This is a genomic window from Candidatus Aquicultor sp., assembly GCA_036504445.1.
Lineage (GTDB): Bacteria > Actinomycetota > Aquicultoria > Aquicultorales > Aquicultoraceae > DASXVE01.
In genome coordinates this window covers 134,810-148,493 of sequence record DASXVE010000034.1, presented here as the reverse complement: position 1 = coordinate 148,493, position 13,684 = coordinate 134,810, and the positions used below count along the sequence as shown (strand labels likewise).

The window sequence follows — 13,684 nt, the reverse complement described above, 5'->3', positions numbered from 1 at the left end:
ATTAGGGTACGAGCATCCAGCCGCTGTTAATCTTAACCAACAACTACTATATAGCTATTTGTATTCGATGGAAAATGAAAAATACCTTTAAGCTTTACCGTGAACCGGCTCGATCAGACCGTAGTTGTTGTCTTTTCTTTTGTAGACAACGTTGATCTCTTCCGTATCCGCGTTCGTGAAGACAAAGAAGTCGTGCCCGAGAAGCTCCATCTGTGCAGTCGCCTCTTCCGGGTCCATCGGCTTAACCGATACTTGCTTAATTTTAACGATCTGCGGTACGACTTCCTCGATTTCATCGTTCGCAAACCTTGCAGCAGCAAGCTCACCGAGGCCGGGAGCATGTTTGTTGGATTTATATGTCTTGTCCTTATACCGCTTGACCTGACGCTCAAGCTTATCGACAACCATATCGATCGATGCGTACATATCGTTAGAGGATTCTTTGGCGCGAAGCACGGGGCCTTTGGGGAACACGGTTACCTCTACTGTTTTACCGTTGGCAATGCTGGGATTTTTCGCGTCGCTAAATTCAATCTCAACTTTCTGTATCTGATCGAAGTATTTTACGATGCGCCCGACTTTGTCCTCGGCATATGCCCTTAAGGCACCCGTAACGTCCATGTTTCTGCCTTTTACGATAATTTCCATGTAAACACACTCCTATTGATGCTTGACTTTAGCTCTTGCTTCTTGATTGCTAGCGTAACGGTATGTTTGAGGGTAAATACAATTCACCTGCTAACCCTAATATCGGAACTAAGTGGCGAATGTAAAACCCCATGTATAAAAATACATGGGGTGTTGTTGGTATCCAAATGCTGCTTACGATTAAACCATCTTTTGGACGTTTGCAGCTTGAGGACCACGATCGCCGTCAACGATTTCAAAATTAACTTTTTGTCCCTCGTTGAGCGCCTTGTAGCCATCCTCTTGGATTGCAGAAAAGTGCACGAAGACGTCATCGCCCGTATCTTGTTCGATGAATCCGTAACCTTTTTCCGCGCTAAACCATTTGACTGTTCCCTGAAGCACGTGCACCTCCTAAAAACCAGCAAGCCAACAACAATTAAACAATACAATACCGGTAATTGGCTTGTCAAAAAAGCATCTCAACGGTATCTTACTGCTATACATACCACTAAGTTCGTAAGTTGACCAGGTAAAATTTGTAATATTACATATTTCGCCATATTCTTTGTGGTTTGGTGTGTATATTCCCAAAGCTAGCAAACCTTTACACATGTAATTTTTAGTTTGCACCATTATTTTTCGTTGAACGGAATCGTTGTTGTAGGACCATCACACCAGGAGTTATTATGCGCGATGTAATTAACAGTTTGCTTGACCTAATCTTTCCTTCGTCCTGCCGTTTATGCGGCGCCCAATCGTCTCAGCCGATCTGCCGCAGCTGTTTACAGGCGTTCCCGCGAATCGGCGAGGTGACCTGTTCGCGCTGTGGTAAGCCCACAGAAAAACCTGTTCAACAGTGCCAGGAATGTAATAATAAAGATTTTCATTTTGCTCAAGCCCGGGCTGGCGGTATATACACTGGATTGCTGAAAGACGCAATTCACAATCTGAAGTATAGAAATGGTAAGAGACTCGTATCCCAGCTTGCCGAATTCACTGCCCGATCAACCGGCCATTTTTTAAGTGATGCCGATGCAATTGCCTTCGTACCGCTGACCCGCCGAAAGGAAGCTGTACGCGGTTACAACCAATCAAAACTGCTTGCCGTACGGCTCGCAGCGTCATTCGATAAACCGCTCTACAGCGGCCTCGTTAAGACGAAGGATATCACGGAGCAAAACAAACTCGGCCTCACCGACCGCGCAGGTAACGTCGCCGGTGCATTCTCAGCCCGCATCCCTGTAACCGGGCGTGTTGTCCTTATAGATGACGTCTTTACAACCGGCAGCACGGCTAGTGAGTGCGCTGCCGCTCTTCGTGCCGCCGGAGCAGCCGAGGTATGCGTTGTTACTGTCGCCAGAACTCCCCTTATGGACTAATGCGTCCCCGACCTGTTGTGATACTACGATAATGACGTTACAATATGTACGCGGGCATCCGTTTAGGTCTGTGGTTGCCCCGGTGACCGGTTTATCCGGGAACCGGGTAGTCCAAGCTAGGCGCAGGCAAAGGGATCCACGTAAGGTGCGCGGGCTTTAGCTCTTGTAGCTAGGGTGCGGGTTGCCGAGCATGGTGCGTCTTAGGGGTAAGCCCTGCCGCCACATGATGGCGAGAGGGGTTCCAGTGGTCCAGAATGGGGCTGCGAAGCCTCCGGCAGGCGAGTGTGGGGTCAAAGACCAGGTCGGCTAAACGGATTGCTCGTTTTTTTATGCTTGCTCTCGCCGGGTATATTCGCCGCTCGGCTTACTTACGCGGCAAACACTCTGAGGATATACTGCCATATCGGAATCGTAACCAGGCTAATAATCGTGCATACCACGATAGCGGCCGGGATAAAATCGGTATCTAGGTCGTATTTTAACCCGATTACCATGGAAAACAAGAACGGCGGCATAGACGACTCAAGCATAATTACGCCGCGATCAACCCCATGTACGCCGACAAGCATGACAATCAAAAGTGCGGCGAGCGGTGAGAGCACCAGCTTAATGAAACCTACAATACCGATGCCCAGCTTGTACTTCCCAATGCCTGCAAACTCAAGCGAAAGTCCTATCGAAAACATTATCAGGGGAATTGCAGCCCCCGCCATAAATCCGATCGTATCCGTAACGAAAGTCGGCAGGGTGACAAATCTTAAAATTAGCGCCGCATAAAGTGCGACGAGCGGCGGAAATGTAAGAAACTCTTTAACGATGTTGATCCGGTCCTTCCCCTCGCCAAAACGCTCGGCGACAAGCAGACCGATTGTGAACATGACGACAACCGTGGCGAACAGATCGTAAAATACCGTTCGGACGAAGTTATGCATACCGAAGAGTTGTATGGCAAGCGGATAACCTAAAAATCCTGTATTCCCTATTGACGCGAGTAGAATAAGCGCCCCGGTAGTTGGCCGCTTGAAGTGAGTAAACCGCCCGGTAAGGTAGGCCACCGCCATACATATTAACACAACGACGATACCGATTCCGGGAAGGATCAGCAGAGATAGCGAGACTTTAGCATCAACAATGGCGCGAAAGACAAGCGCCGGCATTGCCAGATATGTGATAACGTTGTTAAGAACGGCAACGTGTTCTTTCTGAAGAATTCCGATCTTCTTGCTAAAAAACCCGATTGAAATAAGTATGAGTACTGACAGGATAACGTTGATTAGAGCGCCGATTTAGCTTCCCACCCGGTGCGCGAACAACTCCGCGATTGATTTATCATATGGAGGCTTCAACACACCTCTGTCCGTTATTATCGCAGTAACAAGGTGATTCGGTGTAACGTCGAACGCGGGGTTTGCAACGGCAACACCCTCGGGCGCAACACGCACACCGGCAAATGTCGTTACCTCATCCGGCGAACGCTCTTCAATAGGTATTTCAGTACCGCCGGCAAGCGAAGTGTCGATCGTTGAAATCGGTGCGGCGACATAAAACGGGATATTATGCTCTTTAGCAAGTACAGCTACTGAATAGGTGCCGATCTTGTTGGCTACGTCACCGTTGGCGGTAATTCTATCCGCGCCCACGATAACCTTGCTGATTCTTCCAAGGCTCATCATGTAGCCGGCCATATTATCACAGATAAGCGTTACCGGGATGTTGTCACGCATAAGCTCCCACGTGGTCAAGCGCGCGCCCTGAAGAAGCGGCCGCGTCTCGTCCGAGTAGACTTCGATTTGTTTGCCCTGATTGTGCGCAACCCGGACCGGTGCCAGCGCTGTACCGTAATCAACCGTAGCGAGCGCACCGGCATTGCAGTGCGTGAGGATGCTGTCACCGTCATCGAACAGCTCTGCCCCATGCTTACCGATACGACGGCTCATTTCAAGCTCTTCAGCCGCAATGGTGTTGGCTTCCTCTGCGACCACACGCTTTAGTCTGCTGACAGCCAGGTGATCGTTTGCATGAACTTTTTTCGTCATCCGGCTTAACGCCCAGAAGAGGTTCACGGCCGTCGGTCGTGTTTCCCCAAGAATGCGAGCGGCTTCGTCAATATCGTGTATAAACTCCTTGGTGTCGGTTGCATGTGATTGCTGCGCGGCAAGCGCCACCCCATATGCAGCTGCAACACCTATTGCCGGCGCCCCACGCACGCTAAGCGTATTGATGGCTTCAGCCACGCGCATGTAGTCGTCCGTCTCAATATATTCTTCTTTAAGCGGCAGCTTGGTCTGATCGATAAGAATGACCTTGCCCTTTTTCCACTCGATAGTTTTCATAAACATTCCTCTGGTTGTTTGTACATAATCATAGCAGCCGCATGGTAAGCGGTCCTATTTCGACAGCGTATCTATAAGGTAATTGACTTTTGCGACATCCTCAAGCAGTTCGGCGACAGCCAGGGCATCAAAAATATCCTCACCGACCGCGACAGTGCCGTGCCTCTGCAGTAACGCGGCGGCTTTATTGCCAAGGCCTTCGCAAGCCGAGCGTGCAAACTCAATCGTCCCCGGCTGTGCGTACGACACAATCGGTACTTCGCCGAGAACCAGATCGTTTTCGTAATTGACCGAGCGAAGGGGCCTATCGAGAAACGCATACGCCGAGGCGTGCACTGAATGCGTATGGACAATGGCGTGCACATCCGGTCTGGCTTTATATATTTCCATATGAAGAAAGCGCTCGCTCGACGGGGCTTTGCCTTCTCCGACAGCCCTACCGTCAAAGTCAATCTCGATAAGGTCATCGAGTTCGAGCATCCCAAGAAATGTATGAGTCGCGCTGATAAGTATGTTGCCGGTCATAAGGCGAATACTGATATTACCTGATCTACCGCTCACCAGACCTTTGCCGGCAAGCTCCTTCCCTGCACGAATGAGTTGTTCTTGAACCTGATGTTCGTGAGAATTCTCTTCTGTTTTCATGTTGTTACCCCGCATATGTTATCCAACTTATAATCTGACAACCCTCTGCTGTCTATAATCAACCGTACAAAATATATAAGGGTTATTATAGCAGCAGAGAAAGTTGCGCTACCGATAATAACGATAAACGGGGCGAAATCTGTTTCACCCCGTTTATGTAATATATTTGGTTAACTATAATTCAGACTAATTTAGTCCTGAATTATCATGACTCCGAACAGCTGCGATACGATGCTACGAATCAACAGCCATCAGTAACACGTACTGTGTCTTTGATTACGTGCCCATCTCCCACGAATGCAGGTAGTGCTCCTGCTCCGGAGTAAGGTGATCGATATGTATGCCCATCGATTCAAGCTTGAGACGAGCGATGTTGGCATCGATATCGGCCGGAACCGGATAAACGATGTTCTCCAAATTCGCCGCGTTGCTGAGTATGTATTCGGCGGAAAACGCCTGGTTGGCAAAGCTCATATCCATAACGCTGGCGGGGTGACCTTCGGCAGCGGAAAGATTGACGAGACGTCCGTCCGCCAGCAAGTAAATACGCCTACCGTCCCTCGTTAGAAACTCTTCGGTAAACGGACGAACTTCTTTGCGATGCTCCGACATTGCCTCAAGGGCCGGGATATTGATCTCGACATTAAAGTGACCGCTATTGCAGATAATGATGCCGTCTTTCATGACTTTGAAGTGCCGCTCGTCGAGAACGTGGATATCGCCGGTTACCGTTACCCATACATCGGTGACCATAGCCGCTTCGACCGACGGCATAACGCGGAAGCCGTCCATAACCGCCTCTAGCGCCTTTAACGGATCGATTTCGATAATAATAACGTTTGCGCCCAAGCCTTTCGCTCGCATCGCGACACCGCGGCCGCACCAGCCGTAGCCCGAAATGGTTAGCGTTTTACCTGCGAGAAGAACGTTCGTCGCACGAATAATGCCATCGATCGTGCTTTGGCCTGTGCCGTAACGGTTATCAAAGAGATGCTTGGTAAGCGCATCGTTTACCGCAACAATCGGGTATTTGAGCACGCCTTGCTCGGCCATACTTTTAAGCCTGATAACGCCGGTTGTCGTCTCTTCCGTGCCCCCGATTACCTCGGCAACCTGTTCCGGCCGCTCCGAGTGGAGTACCGAGACAAGATCCGCACCATCATCCATGGTTACTTGAGGATGGTGATCGAGCGCGGCGTTGATGTGCTCGTAATACGTTTTGTCGTCCTCGCCTTTAATGGCGAACACCGGCATTTCATAATCCTTTACGAGCGATGCCGCAACTTCATCGTTGGTTGAGAGCGGGTTGGAAGCACACAGCACCACATCGGCACCGCCCGCTTTTAATGTGCGCATCAGATTGGCCGTCTCCGACGTTACGTGCAGGCATGCGGACATCTTTACCCCCTGCAGCGGACGCTCACTTAAGAAACGGTCTCTGATCAGTCTGAGGACCGGCATGTCCTTATCGGCCCACTCAATCCTTTTCTTGCCCTCCCCGGCAAGGGCAAGATCCCTAACATCATAATCCATATAAAACTCGCTCCTTCGCTATTCTACAGTGCTCTGCCCAACTATATTGATGATCAGCCTGCTCAACTTCTCCGATGAGCGTTGTGCTGCGACAAGAACCTCATCATGACTTATAACCTGCTCTGCGCCCGGGGTGTTCGTGATAACTGCAAGCCCAAGCACTCTCATTCCCATATGACGCGCCGCTATAACTTCTGGAACCGTCGACATTCCCACCGCGTCGGCGTAGGTTGTGAACAACTTAATTTCAGCGGGTGTTTCGTAGCTCGGGCCAAGTACGGCAATGTAAACGCCCTCCTGCAAATCGACACCTATGGCGAGCGCTTGCTGCCGCGCAACCCCTAAAAGTTCCCTATTATAAGCCTCGGCCATATCGACAAACCGTGGGCCCAATTCCTCATCATTCGAGCCTACTAGCGGGTTGGTGCCTAAGAAATTGATATGGTCGGTAATCGCCATAATGTCCCCGGGGCGAAAATCAGCCCGTAAGCCGCCCGCGGCGCACGTAACGATGAGGACCTTAGCCCCAAGCGCCTTGAGTAGCCGTACCGGAAACACGATTCCGGTGGCCGTGTAGCCCTCGTAGTAGTGAAAACGCCCCTGCATAATGCCTACGCGCTTACCGCCAAGCTCGCCTATAACCAGATTGCCCTTATGGCCCTCTACCGTCGATTTCGGGAAATGCGGCATCTCGCTGTATGGAAATACGGCTGCATCCTCAACTGCATCGACCACCGCTCCGAGCCCGGAGCCTAAGATAATTCCAATATCGAGATCGGCTTCTACCCGGTCCGTGATATACCGCGACGCATCTTTTATGCCTTGTCGTACCTGGTCGATTAAATCCATTGTAATCCCCTGCTTCATATATTTAGATAACGGTTACTTAGTAACAACTCGCAGTACGATTTATTATAATACCACAATAATCCGCGCTCTAGTTACTTAGCCGGCGGTTTGGGGTTCGGTGCGCGACACCCTCGACTTAATCATGTTCCATAGCATGGTGATCTCATCGGTACGAAGAAGAATCAGCGTCGTACCGTATGCGCCGGCGCCGGCTATAGTAGCGCAGGCTACAATAGCGAGTTCATGAAGCTTCGATGCCGCTCCGAGCAGCGCAGTCAATTCGGTCGCCGCAAACCAGGTTACCACACCCATCACGCATGCAGCTACCAGTGTCTTTGAAAACGAGGTGACAAGCTGTGCCTCATGTAAACCGCCCAAACGTCGTGAGAGCCTCCACATGAGGACCACGGCCATCAAGCATGAGGCAAGCACATAACCGATAGCAAGGCCTGTGTGCGCAAATTCGGCTCGAAGCGGAAAATCGAGCACTATGAGTGCGACGACAAACACGAGCGCCGCAATAAGCGGCGTAACACCGTCTTTTAGCGAATAAAACGCCCGCACGAGCAGCATATTCAAACCCATTGCAAGCAATCCGAATGCGTAAACGGCAAGGGCTGAGGACGTCGCAATGGTCGCAGTTCGGCTAAACGCGCCGTTTTCAAAGAGCAACCTGGTAATCGGCATACTCAGCACAAAGAGAACGACCGACGCCGGTATCGCCACCAGGCATATCATTCTAATGCCGAGCGACACCGAACTTTTCAGCGCCACCATATCGCCGGTCGCCGCATGCCGCGATAGCGTTGGAAAGAGCACGATTGCTATAGCCGCGATAAGCGTATTTAACGGCAAACTGCCGACTTTAAAGGCATAATTTAGGTACGAGATACTTCCATGTGCGAGAAACGACGCCATCCACTTATCGATGACCGTATTTGACTGACTTGCGGCGAGAGCGATAAGCACCGGCACGAAAAGCTTACCGATATCCGCCAAGCTCTCGTGCTTAAACGTAAAAGACGGCAACAAAGGCAACTTGCGCTTAATGAAGACCGGTAGCTGTACTAATACCATCGCTATCGAACCAAGCAAGAGACCGAGCGCCGCCCCGTAGAGCCCCATTTCTTTGGCAAACACGAGAATCGACGCGACCACGATGACGTTTTGTGCGAGCGCTACCAAGCTCGGCGCCGCAAAGTGATTGTATGAATTAAGAATTCCCGCCATCAAGCCCGAAATGCCCATGAAGATAAGCGCCGGAGCCATTAAACGCAGAAGATTTGCGGCCAGCGTTAACTGATCTGACGAGCCGAATCCTGGCGCGATTATGTATATGGCTTGCGGTGCGAACGCCATTAGAATCGCCGTGATCGCGCCGAAGCCGATAAGAAGCAGGTTGAAGATGCTTGATGCAAGCCGCCACGCATCGCGTTCCTTATCGTTCGCGATAAGACCCGAAAATATCGGGATAAACGATGCGCTGAGTGCCCCCATTACAGCTAAACTGTAAATAAAACTCGGGATGGTAAACGCGGTTAGAAATGCATCGGTATGGGCGTTTGCCCCAAATTCTTTGGCGACCACCATTTCCCTGGCAAAGCCAAAGATGCGACCAAGAAATGTCGCTACGGTAACAGTAATCGCTGATAATGCAAGCGCTTTCCCCCTACTAATGCCGTTACTCATACCAGAGTCTTTCGCTATTTACATCAACCCCCGCTCGCGGATAACCAGATAGACAAACTTCGGCAGCGCCAGCAGCCGTTTAAGCCGCGTCGGACGCTGTGCGAACCGGTACAGCCATTCCAGACCGGCTTGGCGCACCCAAACCGGCGCGCGATTTACGTTACCCGCAATGACATCGAAGCTACCGCCGACGCCAAGGCATGCCGGTACGCCCAGCGTGTGCAGATGCTCCGCGATCCACTTCTCCTGCTTGCCCATACCTAAGCCGAGAAGGAGAATGTCCGGTTTTATTGCTTGTATTTCAGCGACAAGCTCCGCCTCTTGTGCTTTTGTAAAATAGCCGCTATGGGCACCAGCGATTCTCAAGCCCGGATATTTTTGCCGGAGCTTTGCCGCCGCTTTTTCAGCAATGCCGTGATCGGCGCCCACCATATAGAGTGAATAGCCTTTGCCGGCGGCACGTTTCGCCAGTTCATCGATCATTTCAATACCGGGCACACGCGCCCGCAGCTTTCCAGCCCAGGTAATCCCGATACTATCGGGGATGAGTAGATCTGCTTTTTCTAAGACCGATTTAAATGCGGCATCGCTGTTCGCCATTACCATCATCTCAGCGTTAAGCGTTACGACAAGATGCGGACGCCCTTCGGCGATACAGCGCTCGATACTATCGGCCGCCTCATCCATCTCAAGCGCATCAAACCGGATACCGAGAACCCGGCGCTCCTTGAGCAGTTGCTTTGCAAAAACCGCATTTTGCCGTGCCTTGAGGCGCATATCCTCGATGGGATAACTCAAGCCTCCGTCAAGGCTGCTGCTCAAGCCCAGAATGTTTTCGACTCTTGAAACAAGCATATCGGCATCAATATTAACACTTGAGACCGGCTCCATCGTCCCGACGGCCATCGCAAATTCCGTTACCTTCGGGTCGTATGAAATGGGTACAAACGGCACGCTCTGCATCGCCGCAAAGATAGTGGAATGCAGGCGCATACCGACAAGCACATCGAGCTCACCGATTACACCGAGAACTTCAGCCGGCAAATCGACTTCATCGACCACGACCGCGCTGCGCTTCATCCTCTGGGTGATTTGCTCGGCAACCGAGTGGTCGCGCCCCTGGTGAAACGGAATAAAGACTGTTGTCCCGCCAAGACGCTCACCTATCGCGTCGGCGGCGCGCGCTATGCTGGCGAAATCGATCCCCTGCCATGCCCTTAAGGCAAACCCGACAACGGGTCGTTCCGTATCATCAAACCGTGACGTCTTTACCGGTTTTAGTAAAAACGCCGGGTCGGCGGTGACAATGCTTTCACGACGCACGCCTATCTCTTCTAAAACCCGCTTTGAGCCTTCATCGCGTACCGCAATCGCATTACAGCCGGAAACCGCCAGACGCGTTAACATCCTGCTTATACGCCGCTTAAGAGGGCCGATTCCCTGCCCGAAAATCATAACGGGTACTCGCTCGATGCGCGCCAGAATAAGCAACCCGCAGTAATATGCGAGGCTCTTAAGGCTGGTTACGTCCTGAAGAAGCCCGCCGCCACCGCTTATAAAGAGATCGGTTCTCTTCAGCGTCCGGCGAACCTCCCGCACCGACCTGGAAATCGCTTTTACGGAATATCTGTGTTCAGTCTCTTCGGGGCGTGCCGATGAGACGGTAATGTCGATATTCGGTATCTCCAACTTCAGCGATGATATTATCGCTGAAAGGATGGCTTCATCGCCCGTATTTCCAAACCCGTAGTATCCTGAAATCAGTACTTTCTTCATTACACTCTCAATTGCTAAAAATTATCAGGGCTTTTTGGAGTCTCAACCATTTTATCAAAACAAGCTAAATAATGCGTCGGAAAATGCTAATTTGCAGCTACTGTTTTTTTCCGGCGGCGGGCTGCCGGATGCTGCATGTTTCAAACCACCACACCGCCTCGGAACAGCAACAACTACTAAAGTCAGCTGAGGATTTGCCGATATTAGTATGTAGCAACGGGATAGTCGCCGAAACACTCGTAACGGTGCTATCCAAACTTCTTAGGGGTGCTTGATAACTAAAAACACGACAGAGCGTATCGCCTTTTCTGAAAGGATGGTAACTAATGAGCCACAAGGCGCGCTTTATTATTTTAGTAAGCATAGCGCTCATCGCAGTTCTTAGCCTCAGCACAGCAGCGTATGCAGTATCGCTTAGCACAGACGAGCAAACAATGTTAAACCTCGTCAATAAAGAAAGACGGGCCAACGGCCTGAATCCACTTGAGATTGATCCAAAACTCGAGCTCATGGCACGACGTTACAGCCAGGAAATGATCGACCATAACTTTTTTAGCCATACGTCCCCCGTGTCCGGCCAATTGCTTGATAGGGTTACAGCCGCCGGCGTTGAAGATGGATGGCTGCTTGCAGGCGAGAACCTTGCCGGGGCACCGACTGTAGAGGCCGCGTTTGAAGGCCTCATGAACAGCCCTTCGCATAAGGAAAACATGCTTGAGCCGAAATACACCCACGCTGGAATCGGTGTAGTGGACGGCGGTCCGTACGGAAAAATGTTCACCCAGGAGTTCGTCGCGTATCCGAAGAGCGGATACTTTATGTCGAACAACCCGGCGCAAGACGTGCTCGTCTATATCAACGATAAGCTTCTCTACTCAGATCCGCCGGCGTTTATTAATGAAGGCCGTGCATATGTACCGATTCGCCAATTCTTTGAGGAACTCGGTTCGGTGGTCCAGTGGGACAGCGAGCACCAGCAAATTGCAATCAACCATCCCGGCGTCAATATCTTGCTGGCGATCGGCAACAGCGTCGGTCTCGTCAATGACCAGCCGGTAATCCTTGATACGGCGCCAACGATGAAAGACAACCGCACGTTTGTCCCGCTCCGTTTCGTAGCCGAAAGCCTTGGTGCGGATGTAAAATGGGATAATAAACTGCATACCATTGAGGTTACTACCAAAGAACAACCGCAACAGTAAAAGTCACGAAAACAAGTGATATCAAGCGAGGGCACGTGCCCTCGCTTTTTCGTTGCCCGGGCTTTTGCCGAGGGTAGATTTTTTCGATAGGCTGCACTAAGCTAAAACTCATGACGCAACCAAATACTCGTGATGTAGCAACGGCACGCAAACCATTAATAGCAAGAATAGCACCGATCGACCTCTGGCTCGTAGTTATCCTTGCGGTCGCTTTGCTTATCCGCTTGTACGATATCGGAAGCCCTTTGAGCGACTTCTCAAGCTGGCGCCAGATAGATACGGCGTCGATCGCGCGAAACTTCGTCTTACACGATTTTAATATCTTTCACCCGCAACTCGACTATGACGGACCGGGGCCCAATTACAGCCAGCTCGAGCTGCAAATCACGACTGCGTTCATTGCGCTGCTCTTTAAATTCGTCGGGATGCGCGAATTATACGCCCGCATCATCCCCGTACTTTTCTCGCTGGGGGCTATCATCTATCTCTACCTGCTTATCCGCCACTACAGTAGTAGGGCCGCAGCAAATATGAGCGCATTTCTATTTGCGATTCTGCCGATGAGCATCTACTACAGCCGGGCGGTACAACCGGAAGCCGCTATGCTCTTTTTTGGGATCGGCTCGCTGTATTACGCCTCGGTCTGGGCTGAAAAACAAACCCGGCAGGCCTATGCGGTTATGCTCGTCTTTGGTATCCTGTCGGTGCTCGCGAAGCTTCCCAATATCTTTTTATTCCTGCCGGTTCTTGTTATTGCGCGCGAGCGTCTCAGGAACAACGTGTGGCGTGATCGCCGACTTATCCTGTATTTTGGGATTATTCTGGCGGTGACCGCCGCGTACTTTGGCTACCTCGGGTGGCTGGTGAAAAACTTCGGCTCACCATACGATTACCGCAACTATTTACATCCGGGGGTCCAGACCGGCAATTTTGTCGCCAATATCATGCAAAAGCATATTTTGCCGGAGCTTTTGACGGCATTTCAGTCAACACAAGCATCGGGATATTTTACAAGGTATTTACCGGGCCTTGCGCTTACGCCTATCGGTTTTATCCTGCTACTCATTGGCTTCTTGCCGCTCAAGATTTTTGGCGATGACCGCGTTAAAATTCAACCGTTGTATGCGTGGCTCGCTGCGATTCTGATATACATGCTCACGCTTGTAGCGATAGTTCGGATCGATTACTACCTGGTACCGCTGCTCCCCATCGCCGCGTTTTTTATGGCCCGTTCGCTTATCGGCCTCTCCCGAGTACGATTGAAACGGGTTGCGGTTGGATGGGTGGCCGTCGCGGTCATAGTGGGCGGTTTGGCATACCAATCGTATGGGTTGGCCGCACCGCTTTACGAGCAAAACACCGTGCCGCACCTGTACGGGGCTGATTTAAACCAAGAATTGCGCGTGGGTGAACCGGTGGTTCTCGGCTCGTATAATCCTGTTATCCTCTTCTATAGCGGCCACCGCGGTTGGCGTGCGACCAAGATATCGCTTAAAGAGCTACGGTTTTTAGAATCTAAAGGAGCCGGCTATTTTATTCCTATAAACGCCGAGCAGGACAAAGCACTTCAGCAGTATCTCGCGACAAATCTTACCAAGCATGTAACGCGACACGGTTGTGTTTACTACGATCTAAAAGAAAAATAGCC

Annotated in this window: 12 protein-coding genes; 3 read left to right on the top strand and 9 right to left on the bottom strand. The window is 51.0% G+C overall.

Going from position 1 to position 13,684, the window contains the following annotated elements; genetic code table 11:
• Positions 1-87: 87 nt before the first annotated feature.
• A complete protein-coding gene (gene raiA, locus VGK02_11810) occupies positions 88-648 on the bottom strand; it encodes a ribosome-associated translation inhibitor RaiA (protein ID HEY3375727.1) in 561 nt (186 codons plus the stop codon).
• Between the two features lie 180 nt (positions 649-828).
• On the bottom strand, positions 829-1,032 hold the full coding sequence (locus VGK02_11805) for a cold-shock protein (GenBank protein HEY3375726.1): 204 nt from the start codon (positions 1,030-1,032) through the stop codon (positions 829-831).
• Positions 1,033-1,316: 284 nt separating this feature from the next.
• On the opposite strand from VGK02_11805, the gene VGK02_11800 reads away from it, so the two are divergent.
• A complete protein-coding gene (locus VGK02_11800; protein ID HEY3375725.1) occupies positions 1,317-2,009 on the top strand; it encodes a ComF family protein in 693 nt (230 codons plus the stop codon).
• Between the two features lie 368 nt (positions 2,010-2,377).
• Here the strand turns inward: VGK02_11800 and VGK02_11795 are convergent, their stop codons facing one another.
• The 7 genes from VGK02_11795 to csaB all read right to left on the bottom strand — a co-directional run bounded on the left by VGK02_11795 (position 2,378) and on the right by csaB (position 10,834).
• Positions 2,378-3,271: an AEC family transporter gene (locus VGK02_11795; GenBank protein ID HEY3375724.1), complete on the bottom strand. Its 894-nt coding sequence runs from the start codon at positions 3,269-3,271 to the stop codon at positions 2,378-2,380.
• 24 nt (positions 3,272-3,295) lie between these two features.
• On the bottom strand, positions 3,296-4,342 hold the full coding sequence (mtnA, locus tag VGK02_11790; protein HEY3375723.1) for an S-methyl-5-thioribose-1-phosphate isomerase: 1,047 nt from the start codon (positions 4,340-4,342) through the stop codon (positions 3,296-3,298).
• A gap of 54 nt (positions 4,343-4,396) precedes the next feature.
• On the bottom strand, positions 4,397-4,987 hold the full coding sequence (locus VGK02_11785) for a class II aldolase/adducin family protein (GenBank protein HEY3375722.1): 591 nt from the start codon (positions 4,985-4,987) through the stop codon (positions 4,397-4,399).
• A gap of 276 nt (positions 4,988-5,263) precedes the next feature.
• Positions 5,264-6,520, bottom strand: coding sequence for an adenosylhomocysteinase (gene ahcY, locus VGK02_11780; protein HEY3375721.1), 1,257 nt, complete (start codon positions 6,518-6,520; stop codon positions 5,264-5,266).
• Between the two features lie 18 nt (positions 6,521-6,538).
• Positions 6,539-7,369, bottom strand: a complete 831-nt coding sequence (locus tag VGK02_11775; GenBank protein HEY3375720.1) for a purine-nucleoside phosphorylase — start codon at positions 7,367-7,369, stop codon at positions 6,539-6,541.
• A 96-nt stretch (positions 7,370-7,465) separates the two neighbouring features.
• Positions 7,466-9,058: a murein biosynthesis integral membrane protein MurJ gene (gene murJ, locus VGK02_11770; protein HEY3375719.1), complete on the bottom strand. Its 1,593-nt coding sequence runs from the start codon at positions 9,056-9,058 to the stop codon at positions 7,466-7,468.
• 18 nt (positions 9,059-9,076) lie between these two features.
• Positions 9,077-10,834 carry a polysaccharide pyruvyl transferase CsaB gene (csaB, locus tag VGK02_11765; protein ID HEY3375718.1) on the bottom strand — a complete coding sequence of 586 codons (1,758 nt, stop codon included), beginning with the start codon at positions 10,832-10,834 and terminating at the stop codon, positions 9,077-9,079.
• 326 nt (positions 10,835-11,160) lie between these two features.
• Between csaB and VGK02_11760 the strand changes: the two genes are divergently transcribed.
• Together VGK02_11760 and VGK02_11755 are read left to right on the top strand one after the other, a co-directional pair.
• Positions 11,161-12,036, top strand: coding sequence for a stalk domain-containing protein (locus tag VGK02_11760; GenBank protein HEY3375717.1), 876 nt, complete (start codon positions 11,161-11,163; stop codon positions 12,034-12,036).
• Positions 12,037-12,146: 110 nt separating this feature from the next.
• Entirely contained in the window at positions 12,147-13,682 is a 1,536-nt protein-coding gene (locus VGK02_11755) for a glycosyltransferase family 39 protein (GenBank protein ID HEY3375716.1), read from the top strand.
• The last annotated feature ends 2 nt before the right edge of the window (positions 13,683-13,684 follow it).